Source organism: Pseudomonas sp. FW300-N2F2 (assembly GCF_017351655.1).
Lineage (GTDB): Bacteria > Pseudomonadota > Gammaproteobacteria > Pseudomonadales > Pseudomonadaceae > Aquipseudomonas > Aquipseudomonas fluorescens_AA.
In genome coordinates, this window is record NZ_JACNDQ010000002.1 from 1,186,138 (window position 1) to 1,207,678 (window position 21,541).

At 60.9% G+C, this 21,541-nt stretch carries 24 protein-coding genes; 14 read left to right on the plus strand and 10 right to left on the minus strand.

What is annotated here, in order from left to right:
* Positions 1-2: 2 nt before the first annotated feature.
* The 9 genes from J4E63_RS20020 (at position 3) to J4E63_RS20060 (ending at position 10,221) form a co-directional block, all read left to right on the plus strand.
* Positions 3-854 carry a transporter substrate-binding domain-containing protein gene (locus tag J4E63_RS20020; protein WP_192262434.1) on the plus strand — a complete coding sequence of 284 codons (852 nt, stop codon included), beginning with the start codon at positions 3-5 and terminating at the stop codon, positions 852-854.
* On the plus strand, positions 851-2,275 hold the full coding sequence (locus J4E63_RS20025; protein ID WP_207283094.1) for an FAD-binding oxidoreductase: 1,425 nt from the start codon (positions 851-853) through the stop codon (positions 2,273-2,275). Before J4E63_RS20020 ends, J4E63_RS20025 begins: the two co-directional genes overlap by 4 nt.
* A complete protein-coding gene (locus J4E63_RS20030; RefSeq protein WP_207283095.1) occupies positions 2,272-3,483 on the plus strand; it encodes an aminotransferase class I/II-fold pyridoxal phosphate-dependent enzyme in 1,212 nt (403 codons plus the stop codon). The genes J4E63_RS20025 and J4E63_RS20030 overlap by 4 nt, the downstream gene beginning before the upstream one ends.
* Complete coding sequence (locus J4E63_RS20035; protein WP_207283096.1) at positions 3,480-4,214, plus strand: amino acid ABC transporter permease; 735 nt, start codon at positions 3,480-3,482, stop codon at positions 4,212-4,214. Before J4E63_RS20030 ends, J4E63_RS20035 begins: the two co-directional genes overlap by 4 nt.
* The gene (locus tag J4E63_RS20040; RefSeq protein ID WP_207283097.1) at positions 4,204-4,992 is read left to right on the plus strand and encodes an amino acid ABC transporter permease; all 789 of its coding nucleotides are present in this window, start codon (positions 4,204-4,206) and stop codon (positions 4,990-4,992) included. Before J4E63_RS20035 ends, J4E63_RS20040 begins: the two co-directional genes overlap by 11 nt.
* Positions 4,979-5,815, plus strand: coding sequence for an amino acid ABC transporter ATP-binding protein (locus tag J4E63_RS20045; protein WP_207283098.1), 837 nt, complete (start codon positions 4,979-4,981; stop codon positions 5,813-5,815). The genes J4E63_RS20040 and J4E63_RS20045 overlap by 14 nt, the downstream gene beginning before the upstream one ends.
* 11 nt (positions 5,816-5,826) lie before the next feature.
* Positions 5,827-6,426, plus strand: a complete 600-nt coding sequence (locus J4E63_RS20050; protein ID WP_207283099.1) for a cysteine dioxygenase — start codon at positions 5,827-5,829, stop codon at positions 6,424-6,426.
* A 46-nt stretch (positions 6,427-6,472) separates the two neighbouring features.
* Entirely contained in the window at positions 6,473-9,238 is a 2,766-nt protein-coding gene (gene metC, locus J4E63_RS20055) for a cystathionine beta-lyase (RefSeq protein WP_207283100.1), read from the plus strand.
* 464 nt (positions 9,239-9,702) lie between these two features.
* Positions 9,703-10,221, plus strand: a complete 519-nt coding sequence (locus J4E63_RS20060; protein ID WP_207283101.1) for a hypothetical protein — start codon at positions 9,703-9,705, stop codon at positions 10,219-10,221.
* A gap of 29 nt (positions 10,222-10,250) precedes the next feature.
* Here J4E63_RS20060 and J4E63_RS20065 read toward each other — a convergent pair whose 3' ends face one another.
* Positions 10,251-12,110, minus strand: coding sequence for an ABC transporter ATP-binding protein (locus J4E63_RS20065; RefSeq protein WP_207283102.1), 1,860 nt, complete (start codon positions 12,108-12,110; stop codon positions 10,251-10,253).
* A 141-nt stretch (positions 12,111-12,251) separates the two neighbouring features.
* A complete protein-coding gene (locus J4E63_RS20070) occupies positions 12,252-13,136 on the minus strand; it encodes a LysR family transcriptional regulator (RefSeq protein ID WP_060741897.1) in 885 nt (294 codons plus the stop codon).
* 113 nt (positions 13,137-13,249) lie between these two features.
* Between J4E63_RS20070 and argC the strand changes: the two genes are divergently transcribed.
* Complete coding sequence (gene argC / locus J4E63_RS20075) at positions 13,250-14,179, plus strand: N-acetyl-gamma-glutamyl-phosphate reductase (RefSeq protein WP_207283103.1); 930 nt, start codon at positions 13,250-13,252, stop codon at positions 14,177-14,179.
* A 114-nt stretch (positions 14,180-14,293) separates the two neighbouring features.
* Entirely contained in the window at positions 14,294-14,830 is a 537-nt protein-coding gene (locus J4E63_RS20080) for a dihydrofolate reductase family protein (RefSeq protein ID WP_207283104.1), read from the plus strand.
* Positions 14,831-14,839: 9 nt separating this feature from the next.
* On the opposite strand, the gene J4E63_RS20085 is transcribed toward J4E63_RS20080, so the two are convergent.
* The 5 genes from J4E63_RS20085 to J4E63_RS20105 form a co-directional block, all read right to left on the minus strand.
* Positions 14,840-16,606: a S8/S53 family peptidase gene (locus J4E63_RS20085; protein ID WP_207283105.1), complete on the minus strand. Its 1,767-nt coding sequence runs from the start codon at positions 16,604-16,606 to the stop codon at positions 14,840-14,842.
* 94 nt (positions 16,607-16,700) lie between these two features.
* Positions 16,701-17,267, minus strand: coding sequence for a hypothetical protein (locus J4E63_RS20090; protein WP_207283106.1), 567 nt, complete (start codon positions 17,265-17,267; stop codon positions 16,701-16,703).
* Positions 17,268-17,304: 37 nt separating this feature from the next.
* Positions 17,305-17,598, minus strand: coding sequence for a hypothetical protein (locus J4E63_RS20095; RefSeq protein ID WP_207283107.1), 294 nt, complete (start codon positions 17,596-17,598; stop codon positions 17,305-17,307).
* A 94-nt stretch (positions 17,599-17,692) separates the two neighbouring features.
* Complete coding sequence (locus tag J4E63_RS20100; protein WP_207283108.1) at positions 17,693-18,019, minus strand: low molecular weight protein tyrosine phosphatase family protein; 327 nt, start codon at positions 18,017-18,019, stop codon at positions 17,693-17,695.
* Complete coding sequence (locus J4E63_RS20105) at positions 18,016-18,210, minus strand: hypothetical protein (RefSeq protein WP_207283109.1); 195 nt, start codon at positions 18,208-18,210, stop codon at positions 18,016-18,018. Before J4E63_RS20105 ends, J4E63_RS20100 begins: the two co-directional genes overlap by 4 nt.
* A gap of 283 nt (positions 18,211-18,493) precedes the next feature.
* Here J4E63_RS20105 and J4E63_RS20110 point away from each other — a divergent pair, with 283 nt between their 5' ends.
* Genes J4E63_RS20110 through J4E63_RS20120 form a run of 3 tightly spaced genes read left to right on the plus strand, consistent with a single transcriptional unit; the run spans position 18,494 to position 19,439 of the window.
* Entirely contained in the window at positions 18,494-18,898 is a 405-nt protein-coding gene (locus J4E63_RS20110; RefSeq protein WP_207283110.1) for a hypothetical protein, read from the plus strand.
* A gap of 42 nt (positions 18,899-18,940) precedes the next feature.
* Entirely contained in the window at positions 18,941-19,159 is a 219-nt protein-coding gene (locus J4E63_RS20115; protein WP_207283111.1) for a hypothetical protein, read from the plus strand.
* A 28-nt stretch (positions 19,160-19,187) separates the two neighbouring features.
* On the plus strand, positions 19,188-19,439 hold the full coding sequence (locus tag J4E63_RS20120) for a hypothetical protein (protein WP_207283112.1): 252 nt from the start codon (positions 19,188-19,190) through the stop codon (positions 19,437-19,439).
* 31 nt (positions 19,440-19,470) lie between these two features.
* Here J4E63_RS20120 and J4E63_RS20125 read toward each other — a convergent pair whose 3' ends face one another.
* From J4E63_RS20125 to J4E63_RS20135, 3 genes are all read right to left on the minus strand, one after another.
* On the minus strand, positions 19,471-20,229 hold the full coding sequence (locus tag J4E63_RS20125; RefSeq protein WP_207283113.1) for a hypothetical protein: 759 nt from the start codon (positions 20,227-20,229) through the stop codon (positions 19,471-19,473).
* Positions 20,230-20,374: 145 nt separating this feature from the next.
* Positions 20,375-20,536, minus strand: a complete 162-nt coding sequence (locus tag J4E63_RS20130) for a DUF2986 domain-containing protein (protein WP_207283114.1) — start codon at positions 20,534-20,536, stop codon at positions 20,375-20,377.
* Between the two features lie 35 nt (positions 20,537-20,571).
* Positions 20,572-21,510 carry a hypothetical protein gene (locus tag J4E63_RS20135; protein WP_207283115.1) on the minus strand — a complete coding sequence of 313 codons (939 nt, stop codon included), beginning with the start codon at positions 21,508-21,510 and terminating at the stop codon, positions 20,572-20,574.
* Positions 21,511-21,541 lie beyond the last annotated feature (31 nt).

Below are 21,541 nucleotides of genomic sequence, written 5' to 3' on the forward strand. Positions count from 1 at the left end.
CCATGATTTCATTTTTCGCTCCACGAACCCTGGTCAGCCTGTGCCTGGCGTGGTCCGTCGGCTGCGCGGCCAGCCTGGCCCAGGCCGATGCCACGCTGGACCGGATCGAGCAACGGCATGCCATCAGCGTCGGGGTGATGCTCAGTGGTGCGCCGTTCGGCACCATCGATCCCAAGACAGGCGAGCACCTGGGCTACAACGTCGAGTTGGCCCAGGGCATCGGCAAGGCGCTGGGGGTGGAGACCCAGACCGTGTCGGTGCTGGCGCCAAACCGTGTGCAATTCCTGCAACAGGGCAAAGTCGACATCCTGATCGCCAACATGCAGTTCACCGAAGAGCGTGGCGAGATTCTCGACTACGTGCCGACGCCCTATGAAGAGGTCGGTGGGGCGGCGCTGATTCGCAAGGGTTCCGGCATCCGCCAGTGGGCCGACCTCAAAGGCAAACCGGTATGCGTGTCCCAGGGCAGCAACTTCATCAAGCCCCTGCAGGAAACCTACGGCGCACAGATCAAGGCTTTTCGCAGCCAGTCCGAGTCGCTGCTGTCGTTGCGCGGCAATGGCTGCGTGGCAGCGGTCCATGTGAGCCCGACCCTGCATGCGCTGTTGAGCGAAGCCGAATGGGCCGGTTATGAAATCCCGCTGCCGGGGGATCTGATCCCATCGAATTCGGTGATCTGGCTGCGCAAGGGCGAGCACGACACCCAGGCCAAACTCGATGCCATCGTGCGCGACTGGCACCGCAGCGGCTGGCTGATCGAGCTGGGCGAGCGCACCGGTATGGCGCCGTCCCAGGCCTTGCGTGATCTGCATGCCAAGTACAGTCAGGCGGCCCCCCTGGCCGCGCAACCATGAGCCAGTCGTTGTTTTTGACGTTGCAGGCACTGGTCGGCGCCAAGCATGTGCAGGGCAGCGAAGACGCCGCGCCGTACCTGACCGACAAGCAGGGCCGTTACGTCGGCCAGGTGATTGCCGCAGTACACCCGGCCAGTACCGAAGAGGTCGCGGCGGTGGTCCGGGCTTGCGCCGCGACTGACACACCGGTGGTGGTGCAGGGTGGCAACACCGGACTGATGGGTGGCGCCACCCCGGACGCCAGCGGCCGTGCCGTGTTGCTGTTGCTCGACCGAATGAATCGGGTACGCGCCGTGGACACCGACAACGACACCCTGACCGTCGAGGCGGGCTGCATCCTGCAAACTGTCCAGGACGTTGCACGCGAAGCCGGTCGCTTGTTCCCCTTGAGCCTCGGTGCCGAAGGCAGTTGCACCCTCGGCGGCAACCTGGGCACCAATGCCGGCGGCACCGCGGTGCTGCGCTACGGCAATACCCGTGAATTGACCCTGGGCCTGGAAGTCGTGACCGCCCAGGGTGAAGTCTGGGATGGCCTGCGCGGCTTGCGCAAGGACAATACCGGCTACGATTTGCGGGACCTGTTTATCGGCAGCGAAGGCACGCTCGGCATTATCACCGCCGCGACCCTGAAGCTGTTTCCGCTGCCCAAGGCCCAGGCCACCGCGCTTCTGGCGTTCGACTCCCTGGAGCAGGCCGTGGCCTTGTTGTCCCATGCCCGCGCCGGCTTTGGTGCCAGCCTGACGGCCTTCGAGTTGCTCAGTGCCGAGTGCCTTGCGCTATTGCGCGAGCAGTTTCCCGACGGTCCGCGTCCCTTCGCCAGTGCTCGCCAGCCTTGGTTCGCGCTGTTGGAACTGTCCGATAACCACAGTGAATCCCATGCACGGGAAGTTTTCGAGCAGGTACTGGGTGAAGCCTTCGAGCAGCAGCTGCTGGCCGATGCGCTGATCGCCGAAAACCTCGTCCAGAGCCAGGCGTTCTGGCAGCTGCGGGAAAACATGAGTGATGCGCAAAAGCGTGCCGGTCGCAACATGAAGCATGATATCTCGGTGCCGATTTCCCAGGTCGTGGCGTTCGTTGCCCATACCGACGCGCTGTTGCAGGAGCAGTTTCCCGGCGTGCGGCATTACACCTTCGGTCACTTGGGGGACGGCAACCTGCATTACAACGTCGCCCATCCGCTTGACTCCACGGTCGGCGCGCACATGGCCCATTACGCCGCCCTCAGCCGACTGGTCCACGACAGCGCCCACGCCCATGGCGGCTCGATCAGTGCCGAACACGGGATCGGCCAGCGCAAGGTGAACGAGCTGGGGCGTTACAAAAGTACCGTGGAACTGGACCTGATGCACCGGATCAAGCAGGCCCTGGATCCGCGCAATCTGCTCAATCCGGGCAAGGTCCTGGAGCAAATCCAGCCATGACACTTTACCTGTCCAAGCGCGTGCAGCGTGTCTCGCTGTCCGCCAATGCCGCCGCCAAGTCCCGGGCCACGGCCCTGCGTGACGCCGGTCGCGACATTCTCGACCTGACCACCGGTGAGCCGGATTTCGATACGCCGGCGCACATCAAGCAGGCCGCCTATGCCGCCATTGCCGCCGGCGCCACCAAGTACACGCCGACGCCGGGTGTGAAGGCCTTGCGAGTGGCGGTGCAACGCAAGCTGCGCACGGAAAACCAGCTGGACTATCCGCTGGCATCCATTGTGATTGCCAACGGAGCGAAACAGATCATCTTCAATGCCTTCGCCGCGACCCTCGATGACGGCGACGAGGTGCTGGTACCGACGCCATACTGGCCGTCCTTTCCGGACAGCGTGCGCTTCAACGGCGGTGAGCCGGTGTTCATCGAATGTGGGCTGGACCAAGGCTGCAAGCTCACGCCTCGACAACTGGAGCAACACATCGGCGAGCGTACGCGCTGGCTGATCCTCAATAGCCCCGGCAACCCCAGTGGCGCGGTGTACAGCGAGGCAGAACTGCAAGGTTTGGCCCTGGTGCTGCGCCGGCATGCCCACGTGTTGATTCTGCTGGATGAGCTCTACGAACATATTCGTTTCGACGGGCGCTCGTCCCAGAACCTGCTCAACGTCGCGCCGGATTTGCAATCGCGCTGCCTGCTGGTGGGCGGGGTGTCGAAAACCTATGCCATGACCGGTTGGCGCATCGGTTTCGGTGCCGGGCCGCAAGCGCTGACCGATGCCATGACCGTGGTGCAATCGCAATCGACCTCCGGGGCGTCCTCGGTCGGCCAGGCAGCGGCCTTGGCGGCGTTCGAGGGCGGGCTGGATTTCTTGCCGGAACAGGTCGCGGCCTATCGTCAGCGCCGTGATGTGCTGGTGAGCACCTTGCGCAATGTCGAGGGCCTTGAAGTCCTCGAGCCTCACGGTGGTTTTTTCGTCTTTGTGTGCTGCGCCGGGTTGTTGGGGCGCTATCGCCCGGACGGTCAGCGGCTGGAGCACGATGCCGATGTCGTTGCGTACCTGCTGGACGAGGGCGTGGCTGGCGTTGCAGGCAGTGCCTATGGCTTGTCGCCGTGGTTTCGCCTGTCCATCGCCACGGCGACCGAAACCGTCACCGAAGCGGGTCGCCGTATTGCCCACGCCTGCGGTCAATTGAGGGGCGAACCATGACCCATTGGCTGGAGCAATTCGTCCACTGGAGTGCCGGGCTCGGCCTCAACTACAACTTTCTGCTCGATGCCTATCAGCGTGGCACGCTGGAGCAGGGCGCGTTGACCACGGTGTTGCTGTGCCTGCTGACCATCGTCGGCAGCCTGTTGGCGGGCGTCGGCCTGGCGGCGCTGTTGACCTCGGGCAAGGCCTGGCTTGCAAAGCCTGCGCGGGTGTTTGTCGAAGTCACGCGCAACACGCCGACCCTGGTGCAGCTGTATTGCGCCTTCCTGGTGCTGAACATGCTGCTGACCGAGGCCGTCGGTACGGCCAACCCGCTGACCCCCTTCGCCTGGGTGGTGATCGTGATCTCGCTGCACAAGGGCGCGTTCCATGCCGAGGCGCTGCGGGCCGGCATCGAGGCCGTGCCCACGGTGACCCTGGAGGCGGCCAGTTCGCTGGCCTTCAACAGCCGTCAATTGTTATGGAACGTGCAACTGCCCCTTGCCCTGCGTTTTGCCTTGCCGTCGCTGATCAACAACCTGATCGACCTGGTGAAAATGACCGCCGTGGCCTCGGCCATTGCCGTGGGCGACATCACCTATGCGGCCATCATGATCTGGACCCAGAGCGATAACGTGCTGGAGCTGATGATCCTGATCCTGGGCTTTTTCGGCCTGCTGAGTTTCACCGTCAACTGCGTGGGGCGCTATCTCGAAGCGCGCCTGAGGATGCCCGGCTATGGCCATTGATTCGTCCGTCATCGCGCCACGGGCCTGGCCGCGGCGACATTTCGGCAAAGTGCTGCTGGGGCTGGCGACGTTGTCCTGGCTGGTGTATGTCGCCCCGCACAGTCCGGTGTTCAAGGCCTTGTTGCAATGGTCGCCGGCCCTGGCCGCAGGGTTCGGCCAGAACATTCTCATCAGCCTGCTGGCCATTGGGCTGGGTTCTGCGGCGGGGCTGTTGGTCGGCGCCATGGTCCTGTCGCCCCTGCGCTTGCTGCGCTGGCCGGCGCGGATCTGGGTGCAGGTCTTCCGCAACGCGCCCTGGCTGGTGCTGATCTACTTCACTACGTATGTGTTCCCGTTCGAGGTTCGTATCGGCAGTACCTATGTCGCGTTCCCCGACTGGGTCAAGGTCACCCTCGGCCTGGCTTTGCCGGCCAGCGCCAATGTCGCGGAAATCTTCCGTGGCGCCATCGCCTCGATTCCCAGCACCCAATGGGAGGCGGCGCGTTCCCTGGCGTTCACCCGTGGGCAGATTTTCCGCTCGATCATCCTGCCGCAGTGCTTCAAGCGCATGTTGCCGCCGTGGATGAACCTCTACGCGGTGATCACCATGGGCACCGCACTGGCTTCCCTGGTGGGCGTGCACGACGTGATCGACACCGCGCAGATCGCCAGCAACACCGTGAACCTGACCGGCTTCACCGTGGTGATCTACCTGAGTCTGCTGGTGCTGTTCTTTGCTTATTGCTACCCGATTTCCCGCCTTACCCAATACCTGGAGCGACGTTATGCCTTCTACTGAAACCGTCGCCGAACCCCTGGTCAGCCTGCGCGACCTGCACTTGTCGTTCGGCAGCAACCCGGTGCTCAAGGGCATTGACCTGGACGTGCGCCGTGGCGAAGCCGTGTCGATCATCGGCCCTTCCGGCTCGGGCAAGTCGACGATCCTGCGTTGCATCACCGGCCTGTTGCAACCCCAGCGGGGCAGCATCCGTGTCGGTGCCACCGAGGTCCACACCCTGGCCCAGGAAGCCCAACGCATCGAGTTGCGCAAGCGCGTGGGGTTTGTGTTCCAGCAGTACAACCTGTTCCCGCATCTGTCGGTGCTGGAGAACTTGGTGATTGCGCCGCGCAAGGTCCTGGGCCGCAATCGGGCCGACGCCGAGAAAGATGCCCGCGCCTTGCTCGCCAAGGTGCGCATGGAGCACAAGGCCGATGCCTATCCGGGACAACTCTCGGGCGGCCAGCAACAACGGGTGGCGATTGCCCGCGCCCTGGCGATGCGGCCGGAGCTGATCCTGTTCGATGAAGTGACCTCGGCCCTGGACCCGGAAACGGTCGGCGAGGTGTTGACGGTGATTCGCGAGCTGACCGAAGAGGGCATGACCTGTGTGCTGGTGACCCACGAAATGCGTTTCGCCGAGGAGATCAGCGATGTCGTCTATTTCACCGAGAACGGCGTGATTGTCGAGCACGGTAGCGCCGCGCGGATTTTCCAGCACCCCACCAGCGAGCGCACCCGGGAGTTTCTGCGCCATGCCTTGGGTGACCCGGGGCGGCGGCCACCCGTAGCCGATGATCCTTACCTGTTGACCAACCTGAGTCGCTATAGCCTGTCCGTCTAAAGGAGCCTGCCATGACCACCCCTGACCGTGCCGATATCATCGAGAACTTCCTCAAGGAAGTGCGCGTCATTCACCAGCGTGGCGTCGACCGAGCCGCGCTCAAGCAGATTGTCGTGCTGCTGGAAGCCCTGGCCGAGCGCCGCGATCTGTTCAACTTCGAGGCCTTTCCGGCACCGGAGCCGGGGCAGGGCAGCACCGCGTTTCGCTATCGCCTCAATGACGACGGCGACACCCCGACGCTGTACCTGAACTCGCTGCTACCGGGCAAAAGCACCATCCCCCACAACCACGAGACCTGGGCCATCATCAGCGCCATTGAAGGCCAGGAAATCAACTACGTCTATCAACGCGATGACGAGGGTCGCGAACCGGGATACACCACCTTGCGCCTGGAAAAGGAGGTGATCGTGCAGCCCGGTACATCCATCGCGTTCCTGGGGGAAGACCTGCATGGCATTCGGGTCGCAGGCGAGCAACCGACCCTGCATTTCCATCTCTATGGCTTGCCGCTGGAGTCACTCAACGGCCGTTACGGCGTCGAAGCCGACGGGCGCATCCTCAATTACAACGCCTCGCAAATGGCCCCGTCGATCAAGGCCTATGCCCACTGACGCCAACCTTGCGTTCCAGTCACTCCATTTTTCCAGCGGGACTCCCATGAGCCAGACCCTAACTCCCCAGCAACTGCAGCGGTGGTTGTTCGACGGGCAGGAAATCGCCCTGTTTGATGTGCGTGAGCACGGCCAATATGGCGAAGCCCATCTGTTTTTCGGGGTGAACCTGCCCTATAGCCGTTTGGAGTTGGAAGTGCGGCGGCTGGCGCCGAACCTCCAGGTGCGGTTGGTGCTCCATGATCAGGATGGCGGGGATCTGGCGGCCCGTGCGGCGCAACGCCTGCAAGCGTTGGGCTATGTCAATGTGCACATCCTGGAGGGCGGCGCCGATGGCTGGCAGGCCGCCGGCTATCAGCTGTTTGCTGGTGTGCACGTGCCGTCCAAGGCCTTTGGCGAGCAGGTGGAGGCGGTCCGTCACACGCCTCACGTCAGCGCCCGCCAACTGGCGCAGTGGCAGGCTCGGGGTGAGCCGCTGGTGATCCTCGACGGCCGACCGCTGGAGGAGTATCGCAAGATGACCATTCCCGGTTCGATCTGTTGCCCCAACGGCGAACTGGGCTACCGCGTGCACGACCTGGTGCCGGACGAGCAGACCCCTATCGTGGTCAATTGCGCCGGCCGGACCCGCAGCATCATTGGCGCCCAGACGTTGATCGACCTGGGTTTGAAAAACCCGATCTATGCCCTGGAAAACGGTACGCAAGGCTGGCACCTGGAAGATCTTCAACTGGAACACGGCAGCGAGCGTCGTTATGCCGATGAGGTGTCGAGTAGCACGTTGCCGGGGCAGCGCTTGGCGGCGACACAGCTGGCCGAGCGGGCCGGAGCGCCTGTCGTTGGGGTCGCCCAGGTCGAGCAGTGGGCCGCGGACGCCGGGCGCAGTCTGTTCCTCTGCGACGTGCGCACCGCCGAGGAGTTTGCCGCTGGCACGTTGTCGGGTGCGCAACACACGCCGGGCGGGCAGTTGATTCAATCCACCGATTTGTACGTGGGCGTGCGCCAGGCGCGGGTGGTGCTGTTCGACAACGACGGCGTACGCGCACCGATCATTGCCAGTTGGTTGCGGCAGCTGGGGCACGAGGCCTTTGTGTTGTCCGGTGGGTTGAGCAGTGGCCTGGCATTACCGGCTCGAGCCGGCGTCGCGCCGGAAAAGCTGCCGCTGATCAGAGTGCAGGCCTTGGCCGACGCCCTGAAGGATGACGCAGTGGCCTTGATCGACCTGCGTTCGAGCCGGGCGTATCGCAAAGGTCATATCGCCGGGGCGCGTTGGTCGATCCGGCCGTTATTGGCCCGTGCGCTGGCGGGTGAGCAGCGGCCGCTGGTGCTGGTGGCCGATGACGCCCGACTCGCCGCCCTGGCGGCACTGGAACTGCCTCAAGTTGAGGTCCGTTTGCTGGACGGCGGTCCGGATGCCTGGCGCTCGGCGGGCCTGGCGCTGCAAGAAGGCGCCGATACATTGCCGGATGCACAGTGCATCGATTTCCTGTTTTTCACCCACGACCGTCACGCTGGCAACAAGGACGCGGCGCGCCAATACCTGGCGTGGGAAATCGGTCTGCTGGCGCAAATGAGCGAGGAGGAGATCGCCAGCCTCAAGCCATTGCTGGGACAGCCTCAAAGCACTGTCGCTGAGCGGCTGCGGACCCGTCTGGTCCATGGCGCGCGCACCGCAAAGGGCGTCGGTGCCAGGCCCGTCAACGTACCGGTCAGCCGCCTGAGCACGGTGCTGTTCGACAACCTGGCCCAGATGCGTGACGCCCGTGCCCGGCGCGACAGCGAGCGCGTGCTGAGTTATGGCGCCCGGGGCAATCCGACGGCCTTCGCCCTGGAAGACCTCGTGACTGAATTGGAGGGTGGCTACCGCACTCGGCTGTTTGGCACCGGGTTGGCTGCCGTGGCGCAAACCTTCCTGGCCTACCTGCGGCCTGGCGATCATGTGCTGATCACCGATGCGGTGTATGCCCCGGTACGGCGTGTGGCCCGGGACTTCCTCGAGGCCTTCGGCATAGAAGTCGACTACTTCGCCCCCGACGGCAGCGACCTGCCCGGACGGTTGCAGGCCAACACCAAAATGGTCTACACCGAAGTGCCCGGTTCATTGCTGTACGAGCTCTGCGACTTGCCGGCCATCGCCGCACTCTGCAAGCCGCGCGGCATCTTGCTGGCGGTGGACAATACTTGGGGTTCGGGCGTGTTGTACCGGCCACTGGCATTAGGCGCCGACATCTCGATCATGGCCCTGACCAAATACCTGAGCGGCCACAGCGACGTGGTCATGGGCAGCGTGTGCACGCGCCAGGAGGCTTGGCCGGCACTGGCGGCCATGAGCGACAGCTTCGGCAACACCGTCAGCCCCGACGACGCCTACCTGGTCCTGCGTGGCGCGCGCACCCTCGTGCCACGCCTGGACACCCATGAGCGCCAGGCCCTGGAAATCGCCCATTGGCTGCAGGCGCAACCGCAGGTGAAGCGGGTCTTCCATCCCGCGCTGCCCGAGCATCCCGGCCACGGGTTGTGGCAGCGGGATTTCAAGGGCAGCAATGGGTTGCTGTCCTTTGAACTTCGCGAACACGACGACGCTTACCTGGAGCGATTCATCGACGCATTGCAGGTGTTCGGGTTGGGCGCGTCCTGGGGGGGATTCGAGAGCCTGGTGACCGTTGCCGATACCCAGGATCGGCAACGTGCCGAGGATCGGGCATTGAACCCGGTGGTGCGCTTGCATGTGGGGTTGGAGGATGTCGAGGTGTTGATCGAGGACTTGCGGCAGGGGTTTGCTCAGGCTGCTGCCAGTGCATCGATGACTTGAAGCATCCAACATCGATTGCGAACTGACCCACCGCTTTCGCGAGCAAGCTCGCTCCCACAAGGGGCCTGCATAGGTTTCAAATACTGTGCAGCACCACAAATCCACTGTGGGAGCGAGCTTGCTCGCGATGAGGCCAGCCCATTCACCATCAATGTCGCCTGACATTCCGCTTTCGCGAGCCCATCCAACATCAATGTCGCCTGACATTCCGCTATCGCGAGCAAGCTCGCTCCCACAAGGGTCCTGCATAGGTTTGAAGTACCGTGCAGCACCACAAATCCACTGTGGGAGCGAGCTTGCTCGCGATGGTGGCAGTGCATCCAACCTCAATGCGCACTGATCCACCGCTTTGGCGAGCAAGGTTGTGCACCCCACCACAAAACCTATCGACACTGGGCTACCAAATCCCTTGCCAACCGCTACCATTGGGCGCAGACCTCCCGACGCCCTGGACATTCACTTTCATGAAATTGCGCCTGCTGACCGCTGCCTTGTTTTTCACCTGCACCCTGACTCACGCCGCTGAATCGAAATCCGTTCCGAAAGCCCTGGAAACACAGATCGGGCACTTGGTAGCGCTCATCAAGGACAGCTATGCCACCGGCTACCCGGAAGCGACGCTGGTGCAGACGCTGGACACGGGTGAGGACAGCCAAGTCACCCTCGCGGTCTTCACCATCGAGGGTTTCGGTATGGGCAACAACTACAGCCAATACCTGGCGGCCTTTACGCCCGAAGAGAACGAGGAAGGCGTGCCGCACTACAGCCTGTTGGACGTGATGCGCATCGGTGGCGACAGCTGGCGTGCCATCGACAAACTGGATGCCAAGCTGGTCAGCGACCCGACGGGTGAGCAGACGCTGATCGACATTCCTGTGATGGAGAATACCGATGACGATGCACCGAACTTCCCGAGCAGGGCTGCTGTGATTCACCTATCGCTGGAGGGGGCACAGTCACTGCGATTGGTTGAGAAAAGGTAAGTCGCGTTGCCCCCCCGGGCCATCCACGCTCATACCTGATCCATCGCCTCGCCCACCCACCGGTCCTCACCCAGGAACCCGCCACTCTGATGGTGCCACAGCCGCGCATAGATGCCGTTCTTGGCGAGCAATTCGCTGTGGGTGCCCTGTTCGATGATGCGTCCATCGTCCATGACAATCAGTCGATCCATCGCCGCAATCGTGGACAGCCGATGGGCGATGGCGATGACGGTTTTACCCTGCATCATTTCATCGAGGCTTTCCTGGATGGCCACTTCGACTTCCGAATCCAGCGCGCTGGTCGCCTCGTCAAGGAGCAGGATCGGGGCGTTCTTGAGCATCACTCGGGCAATCGCGACGCGCTGGCGCTGGCCGCCCGACAGCTTGATGCCGCGCTCGCCGACCAAGGTGTCGTAGCCGGTGTGGCCCTGGCGGTCGCTCAGTTGGCTGATGAACTCATCGGCCTGGGCATTGGCCGCGGCACGGCGGATTTGTGCGTCGCTCGCATCGGGGCGGCCATAGGCGATGTTGTCGCGAATGGAGCGGTGCAGCAGGGACGTATCCTGGGTGACCATGCCGATGGCGCTGCGCAGGCTGTCCTGCGTCACCTGCGCGATATCTTGCCCGTCAATTCGGATCTGTCCGCTGTCGACATCATAGAAGCGCAGCAGCAAGTTGATGAGCGTGGATTTGCCCGCGCCGGAGCGGCCCACCAGGCCGATTTTCTCGCCCGGGCGAATGTTCAGGCTCAAGCCATTGAGCACCTGGCGTTCGCCGTTGTAGTTGAAGCTCACATTGTCGAAGGTGACCGCTCCGCCGGAGGTCACCAGCACCCCCGCGTCCGGCGCATCCTGCACCTTGGGGCCTCGGGTAAGGGTGGCCATGCCATCCTGCACGGTGCCGATGCTCTCGAACAGCGAGGTCATTTGCCACATGATCCAGTGCGACATGCCGTTGATACGCAACGCCATGGCGGTGATCGCCGCCACGGCACCGGCGCCGACGTCGCCCTGGTGCCATAGCCAGAGGGCATAACCGCCCGCTGCCATGATCAACCCCACCACCAACGCCTGGTTGACGATCTCGAATTGGCTGACCAGACGCATCTGGCGAAAGCCGGTCTGTTTGAAATCCTCCATGGCCGCGCGCGCGAAGTGGGCTTCACGATTGGAGTGGGAGAACAGCTTCACGGTCGTGATGTTGGTGTAGGCGTCCGAGATACGTCCGGTCATCGAAGAGCGCGCATTGGCCTGTTCCTGTCCGACTTTCCCCAGGCGGGGCACGAAGTAGAGCATGGCCAGCCCGAACAGCACGATCCAGGCCACGAAAGGCAGCATCAGTTTCAGGGCGAAGCCACCGGCCAATGCGATGATCGCGATGAAATACACGCCGATTCCGGGGGCGATCTCGATCAGGGTGAACAGCACGTCACGCACGGCCAGCGCAGTCTGCATCACCTTGGTGGTGACCCGGCCAGAGAACTCGTCGGAAAAAAACGACAGGCTTTGCCGCAGCATCAGGCGGTGGAAGTCCCAGCGCAGCCGCAACGGCAGATTGATCGCCAATACCTGGTGCTGCACCATGGTACGCAACGCTACCAGCCCGATGCTGGCCAGCATGACGAGGCCCATGCCCCACAGCACGCGACTTTCCTGCGCCGCCGCCTCACCGCCGGCCTGCCAGGTCGAGAGCAGGTCCACGACCTGGCCGAGGAAGGAAAACAGCCAGGCTTCATAGATCGACACACCGGCGCTGAGCAGCGCAAACGCGAGGATGTAACCGCGGACCCCCCGTGTGCAGGCCCAGAGAAACCGAGCCAGGCCTTCGGGCGGTGGCGGTACCTCGTCGGGCGGGAAAGGGTCGAGCCTTTGTTCAAATACGCGAAGCATGGGGGTCTCCGAAACGATCGATTAGGGATTCTGCCACTTAGAGGCTGCTTTGAGGGTTATGTGGCACCACGACCACCGGTGGTGCTGGCACTTTCAAGTAGTCTCTTTGGCGACGGCAAAGTTCGAAGCATTTGGGGGGCATCACTGCGCGCTCAACTCCCACAACACATCCAGTACATGTTGCGTAGGCCGCTCGATGTCCAGACTGCGGTGGGCGATACCCAGTTGACGCCACAACAAGGGCTTTAATGGCCGCATGACGATCCGGGTATCGGGCAATGGCGTGGAGGCCTCATGGGGCAACAATGTCGCACCATATCCCGCCGCCACCAGGCTTTTGATCGCATCGTTGTAGTTCAGTTGAATGCGCGGCACAGGCTGTCGGCCGTCACTGGCGAACCACTCCGACGTCAAGCGCGAAAGGCGAGTGGTGGTGTCATTCAAAATCAACGGCTGAGCGGACAGCCAACCGGGTGTCACGGTATCCGGGCATTCCCAGCGAGCCGGCAAGAAGGCCATGACCGGGTCCCGTCGCCACGGCTCGATCCGCAAGCCCTTCACCGGCGACTGCGGCAGCGCGACCAGACCGATCTCCAAGGAGCCCTCGGCAAGCTTCTTCAAGGTTTCCTGGGAGGTGAGCACCGCGACCTGCACATCGATCGCGGGGTGGCGTTGGCTCAACGTGTCCAAAGCGTTCGGCAGCAACTGTGCGATGGCCCCGGTGGAGGCGCCAAGCCGCACACGTCCGGCCAAGCCCTGTACCTGACGCTCCACGTCCTCTAGCGCCTGTTCCGCATCCGCCAACAGGCGCCGCGCGCGCTCCACCAGGGTGTTCCCTATTGCCGAAGGCTGAACGCGCCCACGTGTGCGCGACAAGAGCTTGCCACCCACCCGCGACTCCAGGTCGGCGATATGCAGGCTGACAGTGGGCGGCGCAAGGTGCAGCACACGCGCGGCTTCGGCAAACGATCCCAGGTCGGCAATCGCCACCAACGTACGCAGCCGGTCCAGACTGATTTCCCGCATAGTGAGTCCTTGTTCAGAAAAACTGAATTCCAGCGTTAATAAATTCAACTTTTCCTATCTTAGCGCCTCGCTGAACATTGGAACTCCTGATTTTCAATGTTCGAGAGCATGCCATGGCAAGTCCCCTTGTATTCATCGATGGCGACCAAGGCACCACCGGGTTGCAAATCCATCAACGTCTGCGCGACCGGAGCGATCTGCGGCTGCTCACCCTCAGCGCCGAATATCGCAAGGATCCGCAACGCCGCGCTGAAATCATCAACGACTGCGACATCGCAATTCTTTGCTTGCCCGACCCGGCTGCGCGCGATGCGGTAGCGAGCATCAAAAACCCAGCTGTCCGCGTGATCGATGCAAGTTCGGCGCACCGTACCCATCCAGACTGGGTCTACGGTTTCGCGCAGATGAACCCGCAGCAGGCCAGACGAATCGCCACGGCGCGGCGGGTCAGCAACCCCGGTTGCTATCCCACGGGAGCGATAGGGCTGCTACGTCCACTGCTGGAGGCTGGGCTACTGCCCACGGACTACCCGATGAATATTTATGCCGTGTCGGGCTATTCCGGAAAAGGGCGTGCCGGCGTACAAGAATATGAGGGGGAAGGCGCATCGCCGGCGCCGGCGTTTCAGGTCTATGGGCTGGGGCTGGCACACAAGCATATTCCGGAGATTCAGCAGCAAAGCGGGCTGACGGAACGGCCGATGTTTGTGCCGGCCTATGGCGCTTTTCGGCAGGGAATCGCGCTGACCATACCTGTGCAAACCCGCTTGTTGGCGCCTGGCGTGAGCGCGGTGCAGTTGCATGCGTGTCTGACCCGGCACTACGCCGATGCGCGCCATGTACACGTGATGTCGATGCAGGAAGCTAAGGAGTTGACGTTCCTCGATCCCCAAGCGCTGAACGGCACAGATGATTTGCGCTTGTCGGTGTTCGAGAACGATGAGACCGGGCAGGTTTTGCTGGCTGCGGTGTTTGACAACCTTGGGAAGGGCGCCGCTGGCGCGGCAGTGCAGAATCTGGACTTGATGCTTGCAGGCGCCTGACCGCGTCAATCAGCGTGATGCCCGGACTTCAATGGGTAGCGGGAATATTCTGTTTTGGCTGCCTTTCGTTCTATTCTCGACCGTTGCAAGCAGCGATCGCGCAAGGAGCCCCCAATGCCCACCGCCCACGTTTTCATCGCCACCAGCCTGGATGGCTTCATCGCCCGGTCCGGCGGTGACATCGACTGGCTTCTACAGCGCGACGACCCATCCGAGGACCATGGCTATTCAGGCTTCATCGCCGATAAGGACGTGATCGTGATGGGGCGCGGCAGCTATGAGAAGGTGCGGACCTTCGACACCTGGTTCTACGATCGGCCCGTGGTGGTGCTGTCCGAACAGTTGACCGATTCACCAGTGCCCGAGGCGTTGAAGGGCAAGCTGCGTTTTTCCAACCTGGCCCCCAGGGACTTGATGGAGGAGCTGGCGAGCCAAGGCGTTCAGCGCGTCTATGTGGATGGCGGGCGGATGGTGCAGTCGTTTCTGCGCGAGGGGTTGGTCACCGATATGGTGATCACCACCGTTCCCGTGTTGATTGGCTCGGGGCGGCCATTGTTTGGCGGGCTTGAGCGGGATGTGGAGTTGAAACTCGTATCCAGCCGCAGCTTTCCTTCGGGGCTGGTGCAATCCACCTACCGACTGACCCCATGACCCACCGGTTCAGCGCACGCGATCACGGCTTTGCGCGGCCAGGTCCAGGGCCTTTTGCATGTCCAGCCGCGCCGAGCGGCCGACGTCTTTGTCATTGAGTTGGTAGCGACGCTCCGACGGCAGGATGGGCGCGGTGAGGTCTTCGGCGTCCATCTGTTCGAAGTCGTGGTTGTCGCCGATGGTCATGGCGCTGCGGCGTAGCAGCATGCGCAACTGCTCGGGTTGCAGTTGCGGGTTGATGGACAGCATCGCCGCCAGCAGGCCCGCGACCATGGGCGTGGCGTAGGACGTGCCGCAATGCACCGCGCTGTCCTGGCCGGCGTTGGTTGTCGAGGCGTGGGCGCAAGCGGCGGCGGTGATGTCGACGCGCATGTCGATGTTCGAGGAGCTGCGCTTGACCGCATAGGCCGGGTCGTCGACGGCGACGCCGGTGCGTTCGCTGCGCTGGTGTCCACCGACCACCAGCAATTGCTCGGTAATGAAGGAGGAGGGCAGGCGGTACTCATCACTGCCCGAGAACGAGGAGCCATTGCCTGCGGAGTTCACCACGATCACGTCGGGATGTGCCTTGCGCAGCCAGAGGAAAAACTCTTCCAGCAGTTCTTCGTAGCCGCCCATGGCCAGGCCCGAGCGCAGCAGCGAGTCGACGTCATCGCCTTTGATGTCTTTGGCGCCGACGCGGTGGATGCCCCAACTCCAATTGAGCACGCGCACGCCATCTTCCACGAGGTTGACCGAGGCGGCGATGTTGGCGGTGATCCCGGCATCGGAATTACGTTCGACGATGACCTCGAAGCCACCGCTGGCCTTGTCCAGGCCTCGGAGCAAACCGGTGTTGCCGCTGTCGTCCCAGCGTGCGGCGAGGATGCCGGCGACGGTTGTGCCGTGGTTGTCTGGCTTGTCCGCATCACGGGCGTAGACGCAGGTGCGCGGTGGTGAGCAAGCACCGAGGTAGTCCGCGAAATCCGTCGTGTCGAAATCCACATCGCGCTCGATCAGGCCGATGCGCACCGGTTGCGGCTGGATGGGCGGCTGTCGCCCGGGGATGCGTCGTTGGTAATAATTCACCGCGTCGAGAAAACGATTCGCGGCCCATTCGTCAGAGTCCAGGGCCGGTTTCTTCGGCTCTTCAGGCTGGGCAGGGGCCTGCTCGCTTTCTTCGGCCGAGGACTCCTCGGTGACCACGGCATCCACGCTGGTCTCGCTGCCCAGACGCAGGACCAAGGCGTCACGCTGCACCAGATCCTTGGCCGGCAGGCGAAGTTGGTACAGGTTCAGCGGCGCGATGCTACCGACCACTTTCGCTCCGTATTTCTGGGCCAGACGCTCGGCTTCCTGACGACCATCACGGTCTTCCTCGATCAGCACGCTGACCAGGTCGATGTAGGTGGTCAGGCCGTCCATGTTCTTCGCCACTTCGTCCGGCCCGGCGGCCAGCACATGACTGTTGCGCAAGGTCAGCCAGGCGGCATTGCTGGTGCGGGGGCCGTCTTCCAGCCAGAGCGGGCCACTCTGGTAATCGGCGCTGTCCAGGCGCAAGCGCAGGGTTTCCCCTTCACGCTGGACCGTGTCTGCGGGTAGCGTCTTTGCGCCCAACTTGAGTTGTGGCGTTGCGTCACCCAACCCGCGCGCTGTCAGGCACCAGTCCTGGTGCTGGCTTTCGAGCAGGTCGCCACAGCGTTGCAGGCTTTCCAGGCGAAGGGGTTCCGGCGCAGCGGTTGCCGTGCCGGCAGCCAGGGTGAACAAGGTCGCGAGGGCAGTGGGTCGTAGAAGCATGGGCCAGGTTTCTTTGTCGAGGGTCCTGTTGCTCCGACTGTCATGCTGTTCGCTTCGTTCAGCGGGAGAACGATGCTCGGCGAATACATCTTCTTCAGAAACTCTCGAGGCGCACTTCAAGACCTGCCTGTCGCGCGAGTTCGATCATGGCTTCGACCTGGTCTGCCTCGGCGATGAACCCGATGTATTCGTCGCCACCGGAGTCCAGGTGCAGGTAGCGTTTATCGAACGCCGCCAGCCATTGGTCGAAATTGGCCAGCGTCTGCGACATCGACAGCGTGCCCTCATGGCGGTAGGGGTAAGTTTCTTTCACCCCGCTGGCGCTGACCAGATAGGGCGCCAGATATTCGAAACCATCGAAGCCTTTCCAGTCGACGCCTAGCAAGGCCAAGTGTTCGAGCTTCTGGCCCTTGTCTGCATCCAGCAGGCCTTCCACCAGGGTCGTGGCCGGCTCCTGGCCCGAGCCGTAAATGCGCAGCACACGCCTGACCAGCCTGGCGCGTTCGCCTTCTGGCATGCGGACCAACAGGGCTTGGGCAAACGCCTTGAGCCCGGAGCGATAGGGATGTAGCTCGCGCATGATCGCCGCGTCGCTGACAGTCGTTTCCTCTGGTGGCGGCAGGGTAAAGCGGCCGCCGAACAAGCGATCAAGAATGCCCATTTCCTTTCCTCGGATTGTCCATTTTTCCAACCAGCCGCTACACGTTCCCCACATGAACGCGATACCTGATATCCCGATCAAAGTGGTCTTCCGGGTTCTCATAAGCTTCTAGTGTTTCCAAGAATCCTGTCCGCTCAAGACTCGTCAAATCCTCAAGGGTCCAATCGAAGGGGAAGTCGCTGGAAAAGCTCTCGCCTTGATATTCAACCCATTGAAAAACCGGGAAGGGCAGGTAACCGAGCCACTCTGATCGATAGGTGATCTCGTCGGATTCGCTACTCCTCACCACGGCGCGGATCTTGTTCTTGATGGCTGCTTGGCGTTCATCCATGGTGTTTCGATCCCGGTTGTTGATTGACCACTGGCGTCAGGCACTGTCGAATTCTGCTCTCAAGTTATGAGCTGTGGCAGGTTTGTGCATCCAGCTAGAGAGTGAGATAGGGCGTCACCGCGCTTTCAAGCATGCCCACCAACTCAGGATCCATGTAGCGAAAGTCGTCGGGAATATCCAGGGAGTGGATTCGTTTGTATTGAAGCAGGCGAGCGTACTCGGCTTGCAGGCGATTCAGGTGTTTGCGTTCCATGACAAAAATGATATCGGCCCAGCGAATATCCGCCGGGCCGATGGGCTTGCGTGCGTTCGGGCTGGTGCCCGCCGAGCGGACATTGAAGCCTGGACGGCGGTGCCAGATCGCTTCTGCCGTGGGGCTGCGCAACTGGTTACGACTGCAGACGAACAGGAGGTTTGTCATGCTTGATCCAACAGTTGGCGAGTCGTGCGGATGGGATAGCTCATGCCAAGTTGACGTGCCCTGGCGAGCTTGTCAGCACGGGTGTACATCAGCTTCCAGTTTTTTTCCGGCTTGAGTTCCAGCCGACGAGTCGATTTGTCATTGCCGTGTTTACGGGCCTGGGTGCGTCTCCAGGCGCGGGTTCTTTCCATGTTCATTTCCTCGTGAGTACCGGGTTCAGCAGCCGCGGTAATACGAGTGGTGAATAGGATAAGCATGAATCGGGGGCGTGGCTAGATTGTTGTTCCTGATATCGGTGGCGCTCGCTTATGGCCGATTGCCTTGCGTCGAGCAACGATGCAGTTCGGCTGCTGGCATCGACGGCATGCTTCGTATCTTGTGTAGAATCCGGTTTCCAGATTTCAAAGGATTGAGGCTCGTGATCACTGATCGCGTTCCGTTTCTGATTGAGTCGATTAGCCGGCGCTTGAATCAATGACCAAAGACCTGAGCGATGCCGATCTTCATGCCGTGATGCTGCAAGCCATCGAAGAAGGCTTGAACATTGACGTGCAGACCATTTGTGAGCGTCTGCAGGTCGATATTTGCAGCCTCTTGAATCAGGTCGCGATTGCGGTGGCCGAGCGCTTCACTTCAAATACTCAGGACTTTGAATTTTGCGATGAGGTCATGAATGCGTTGTTCGTCACTATCGTGGACGTATCCATACATGCGCCAACGCCAGAGCCGGCATTCTCGATATACAGAGCATTTGATGCCGGGGAGTACAAGCACAGCGGTGATTCGACGGACGTGTGCCCTTGGGAGAAATACACTCGGCCAGAGATAGAGCGGATTCTGCACAGTATAGGGAAAGGTCTGCCGACGCTTGCCAGTTAGGCATTGACACCATGCCAGATTAAATGAGTGGGACGAGTAGAAATGGACAGAAACCCGAAACCGGAAATCGAGTACGCCGCCTACAACGAATTTCTCAGTCTCTGGGGGCAGGGGAGGTTTGACCAGCAACGATTCGGCCAAGCTTTCTACAATTATTTTCGACTGCAAAAACTAGGCGACCAGTCCTATCTGTCCGGGCTTTACGAGGCTGATGGAAAGAAGGCGCAGGCTGTGATTTTGAGGCTATTTGAGATCAAGTAAACCCTGGTGTCTCGACGAGCAAATACCCATGACCGATCAGCTTTGCGCTGTATTTATTCCTGCACTTGTGTTGCTGCTCAACGATGCTGAAACAAGAAAAGGTTCGCCACTTTCGGAGGCGGAGGTGCTTGCCATACGTGATGGGGCTACTTGTATAGCCGTTCCTTTTGACGTTGCATTGCAGATGGAGCGTGACCGAGGCCTGCGAGATGTAATTGCGGAGGACTGCTGGAGTGAATGGCAACGTGTACGGCACGTGATGAATGCGCCAAGTCTCTGAGTACATCCGTTAAAGGCCCGGCGAAATCCACCTAGTACTGGCCTACATGATTTTTCCAAGGCAGGTAATCCACCCGGACCACACGTTTGGCAGTGCCGTCAGCTTTCACTTGAAAGCCAGGCATCTTCCCCACGTTCAACTGGAGGCATTGCCGGGTGAGTGTCTGCTGTAGCTCGGGGTTGGGCTGGAAGGATTCAGGGCGCAGGCTGTTTTTTTGAAGTTCTACATCACACCGAAGAACCTCGCCCTTCGCGTTCGCCGTGAAGTCGAAGCGTGCGCTGCCAAAAGCGTTCAAGGACTGTCTTCCAACGATGTTGTCCCAAAAGAAACGGCTTGCAACCGCTGCCTGTTGGCGTACACGTTCGTGATCAGGAATTGACGGCGTCTCTCCGGAGGCGATCAACGGTATGTTGATTTCGAGGCTGCCATCGTTTGGACTCTGGAGGCTTTCCGGGACGGGCTCCCAGACACTGCTCCAGCAAACATCCGCCATGAGGTTCACCAAACCGGAGGGCGCGCCGGCCTCAGCGGGTTTAGCCTCGCAGCGCACCACATCGCCCTGGCGATCCAGCTTCATCGTCAACTTGACACTTCCTCGCAACCCTTCGGGATTCGCGTTGAACGCATCACGAGCCAAAGTGGCACGCAGAACCCTGACGTAACGCCTTTGCTCCAGACGTTTGATTTCTTCCGAGGTGAGGAATGTCGGGACAGACTTCCCGCCGCTGTCGATCCAGGCGTCTATTTTCTGTTCATAGGTCGCCTTGTGGCAGCCAGGAAGAACGGCCAAGGCTGTCACCCCTATCAAGGTGGAGATTATCCGACGGGATCTCGATGATCTGGATGTAAGGGGGCTCACTCATGCGTTCCTTGCGGTTCAAGGGGCGTATCTTGCCTTGAATGAGCGGCACTTCAAAGATGGGGTGTGACGTGGATCAGCTTTCCGGGGAAGTGACGGGCACGTCACTGGCTTCAGCCGCCAGTTTCAGTCGGTCGGCTTTGCTGATGTATTGATTCTTGCTTTTGGGTGCCAGCTTGGCACTGGCTTTTTTGGCGTTAGCCTTCAATAACTGGTTTATTTTCTTGCGGCGATTCATGTCGTTCTGCTCAGCGTGTCAATGTTCGGATGGTATCAGCTTTCCGTTTTCTCAGGATTTTTCCTGATTTTGGCAATGGGCTTCACACGGCGCTCGACAATGATCGAGTCATTTGGGATCTCCAATCGGATCGCCGTTTCCTCGCTGTGCATTTCAATGAGCGTCGAATTGCCAACGCCTCGGAAAATCACCGTCGCATTTTCAAACCTTTTGTAATTTTCCAGCGGGGAATCCTTGGGGGCTGGCAACAGGTTGGCGTAAGGCGGCTTCACCAGAATCGTTGCCCTTTCTATACGTATTTGCGCGAAGCTCATGGCCGCTTGCAGCAAGTCGGAAGTCACGCCACCCATGAGAAGGGGCGTCAGGAGCATGACCCCCGCGATCATTGCCCTGGTTCTTTTCAAGGGTTTCATTTCGGCGGGGGGATTCTGCTCAGGATGTTCGGAATCGACGATTGCCGGTGCCGATGGCTGCGCTGCTTTTATTTTGTTGTTCTGTTCCAGATAGGCTGAATAAACGATGTACTGAAAAATCGGCAGGAGGATGAGTTGAATGTGTTCCAAGGGGCTTTTATGGGTCAGGAAATAAATGGTCAGCGCGCCGCATATTCCAAAAAATACTGAGAAGAAGGTTATTTTGGGGCGTTTGAATTCCAATATGGTTTTTTTATTGGAGAATTTTCCATGTAGCCGGACGAAGCCCCTAAGCACGGGGATGAAGATCGGGGAAAGTAATATCCCGGTCGCTGTAACCGACGCAGAAAAGTAAATGCAGACCAGGCCAAAGCAAAACGCCGTGACCAAGAATAACAAACTGTCTCCAACGGATACGCCTTGCGGGTAATGACCGTTGCTCAATAGATAACTGACGATGCACGTACCGCCAATCAGTAATCCGATTTTTGCTGACAGGGAGAGTAGTTTTGTAGCGATCTCAATCTGTTTTTCGAGTCCAGTGGTTGCTTCCCGCATCATCAAATCCTCCTTGATACTACGCATCCGATGG

What these genes read in the sequence shown, in the direction of transcription:
- J4E63_RS20020 (WP_192262434.1), top strand. Translation starts at nt 3, where the DNA reads ATGATTTCATTTTTCGCTCCACGAACCCTGGTCAGCCTGTGCCTGGCG.
- J4E63_RS20025 (WP_207283094.1), top strand. Translation starts at nt 851, where the DNA reads ATGAGCCAGTCGTTGTTTTTGACGTTGCAGGCACTGGTCGGCGCCAAG.
- J4E63_RS20030 (WP_207283095.1), top strand. Translation starts at nt 2,272, where the DNA reads ATGACACTTTACCTGTCCAAGCGCGTGCAGCGTGTCTCGCTGTCCGCC.
- J4E63_RS20035 (WP_207283096.1), top strand. Translation starts at nt 3,480, where the DNA reads ATGACCCATTGGCTGGAGCAATTCGTCCACTGGAGTGCCGGGCTCGGC.
- J4E63_RS20040 (WP_207283097.1), top strand. Translation starts at nt 4,204, where the DNA reads ATGGCCATTGATTCGTCCGTCATCGCGCCACGGGCCTGGCCGCGGCGA.
- J4E63_RS20045 (WP_207283098.1), top strand. Translation starts at nt 4,979, where the DNA reads ATGCCTTCTACTGAAACCGTCGCCGAACCCCTGGTCAGCCTGCGCGAC.
- J4E63_RS20050 (WP_207283099.1), top strand. Translation starts at nt 5,827, where the DNA reads ATGACCACCCCTGACCGTGCCGATATCATCGAGAACTTCCTCAAGGAA.
- metC (WP_207283100.1), top strand. Translation starts at nt 6,473, where the DNA reads ATGAGCCAGACCCTAACTCCCCAGCAACTGCAGCGGTGGTTGTTCGAC.
- J4E63_RS20060 (WP_207283101.1), top strand. Translation starts at nt 9,703, where the DNA reads ATGAAATTGCGCCTGCTGACCGCTGCCTTGTTTTTCACCTGCACCCTG.
- J4E63_RS20065 (WP_207283102.1), bottom strand. Translation starts at nt 12,110, where the DNA reads ATGCTTCGCGTATTTGAACAAAGGCTCGACCCTTTCCCGCCCGACGAG.
- J4E63_RS20070 (WP_060741897.1), bottom strand. Translation starts at nt 13,136, where the DNA reads ATGCGGGAAATCAGTCTGGACCGGCTGCGTACGTTGGTGGCGATTGCC.
- argC (WP_207283103.1), top strand. Translation starts at nt 13,250, where the DNA reads ATGGCAAGTCCCCTTGTATTCATCGATGGCGACCAAGGCACCACCGGG.
- J4E63_RS20080 (WP_207283104.1), top strand. Translation starts at nt 14,294, where the DNA reads ATGCCCACCGCCCACGTTTTCATCGCCACCAGCCTGGATGGCTTCATC.
- J4E63_RS20085 (WP_207283105.1), bottom strand. Translation starts at nt 16,606, where the DNA reads ATGCTTCTACGACCCACTGCCCTCGCGACCTTGTTCACCCTGGCTGCC.
- J4E63_RS20090 (WP_207283106.1), bottom strand. Translation starts at nt 17,267, where the DNA reads ATGGGCATTCTTGATCGCTTGTTCGGCGGCCGCTTTACCCTGCCGCCA.
- J4E63_RS20095 (WP_207283107.1), bottom strand. Translation starts at nt 17,598, where the DNA reads ATGGATGAACGCCAAGCAGCCATCAAGAACAAGATCCGCGCCGTGGTG.
- J4E63_RS20100 (WP_207283108.1), bottom strand. Translation starts at nt 18,019, where the DNA reads ATGACAAACCTCCTGTTCGTCTGCAGTCGTAACCAGTTGCGCAGCCCC.
- J4E63_RS20105 (WP_207283109.1), bottom strand. Translation starts at nt 18,210, where the DNA reads ATGGAAAGAACCCGCGCCTGGAGACGCACCCAGGCCCGTAAACACGGC.
- J4E63_RS20110 (WP_207283110.1), top strand. Translation starts at nt 18,494, where the DNA reads ATGACCAAAGACCTGAGCGATGCCGATCTTCATGCCGTGATGCTGCAA.
- J4E63_RS20115 (WP_207283111.1), top strand. Translation starts at nt 18,941, where the DNA reads ATGGACAGAAACCCGAAACCGGAAATCGAGTACGCCGCCTACAACGAA.
- J4E63_RS20120 (WP_207283112.1), top strand. Translation starts at nt 19,188, where the DNA reads ATGACCGATCAGCTTTGCGCTGTATTTATTCCTGCACTTGTGTTGCTG.
- J4E63_RS20130 (WP_207283114.1), bottom strand. Translation starts at nt 20,536, where the DNA reads ATGAATCGCCGCAAGAAAATAAACCAGTTATTGAAGGCTAACGCCAAA.
- J4E63_RS20135 (WP_207283115.1), bottom strand. Translation starts at nt 21,510, where the DNA reads ATGATGCGGGAAGCAACCACTGGACTCGAAAAACAGATTGAGATCGCT.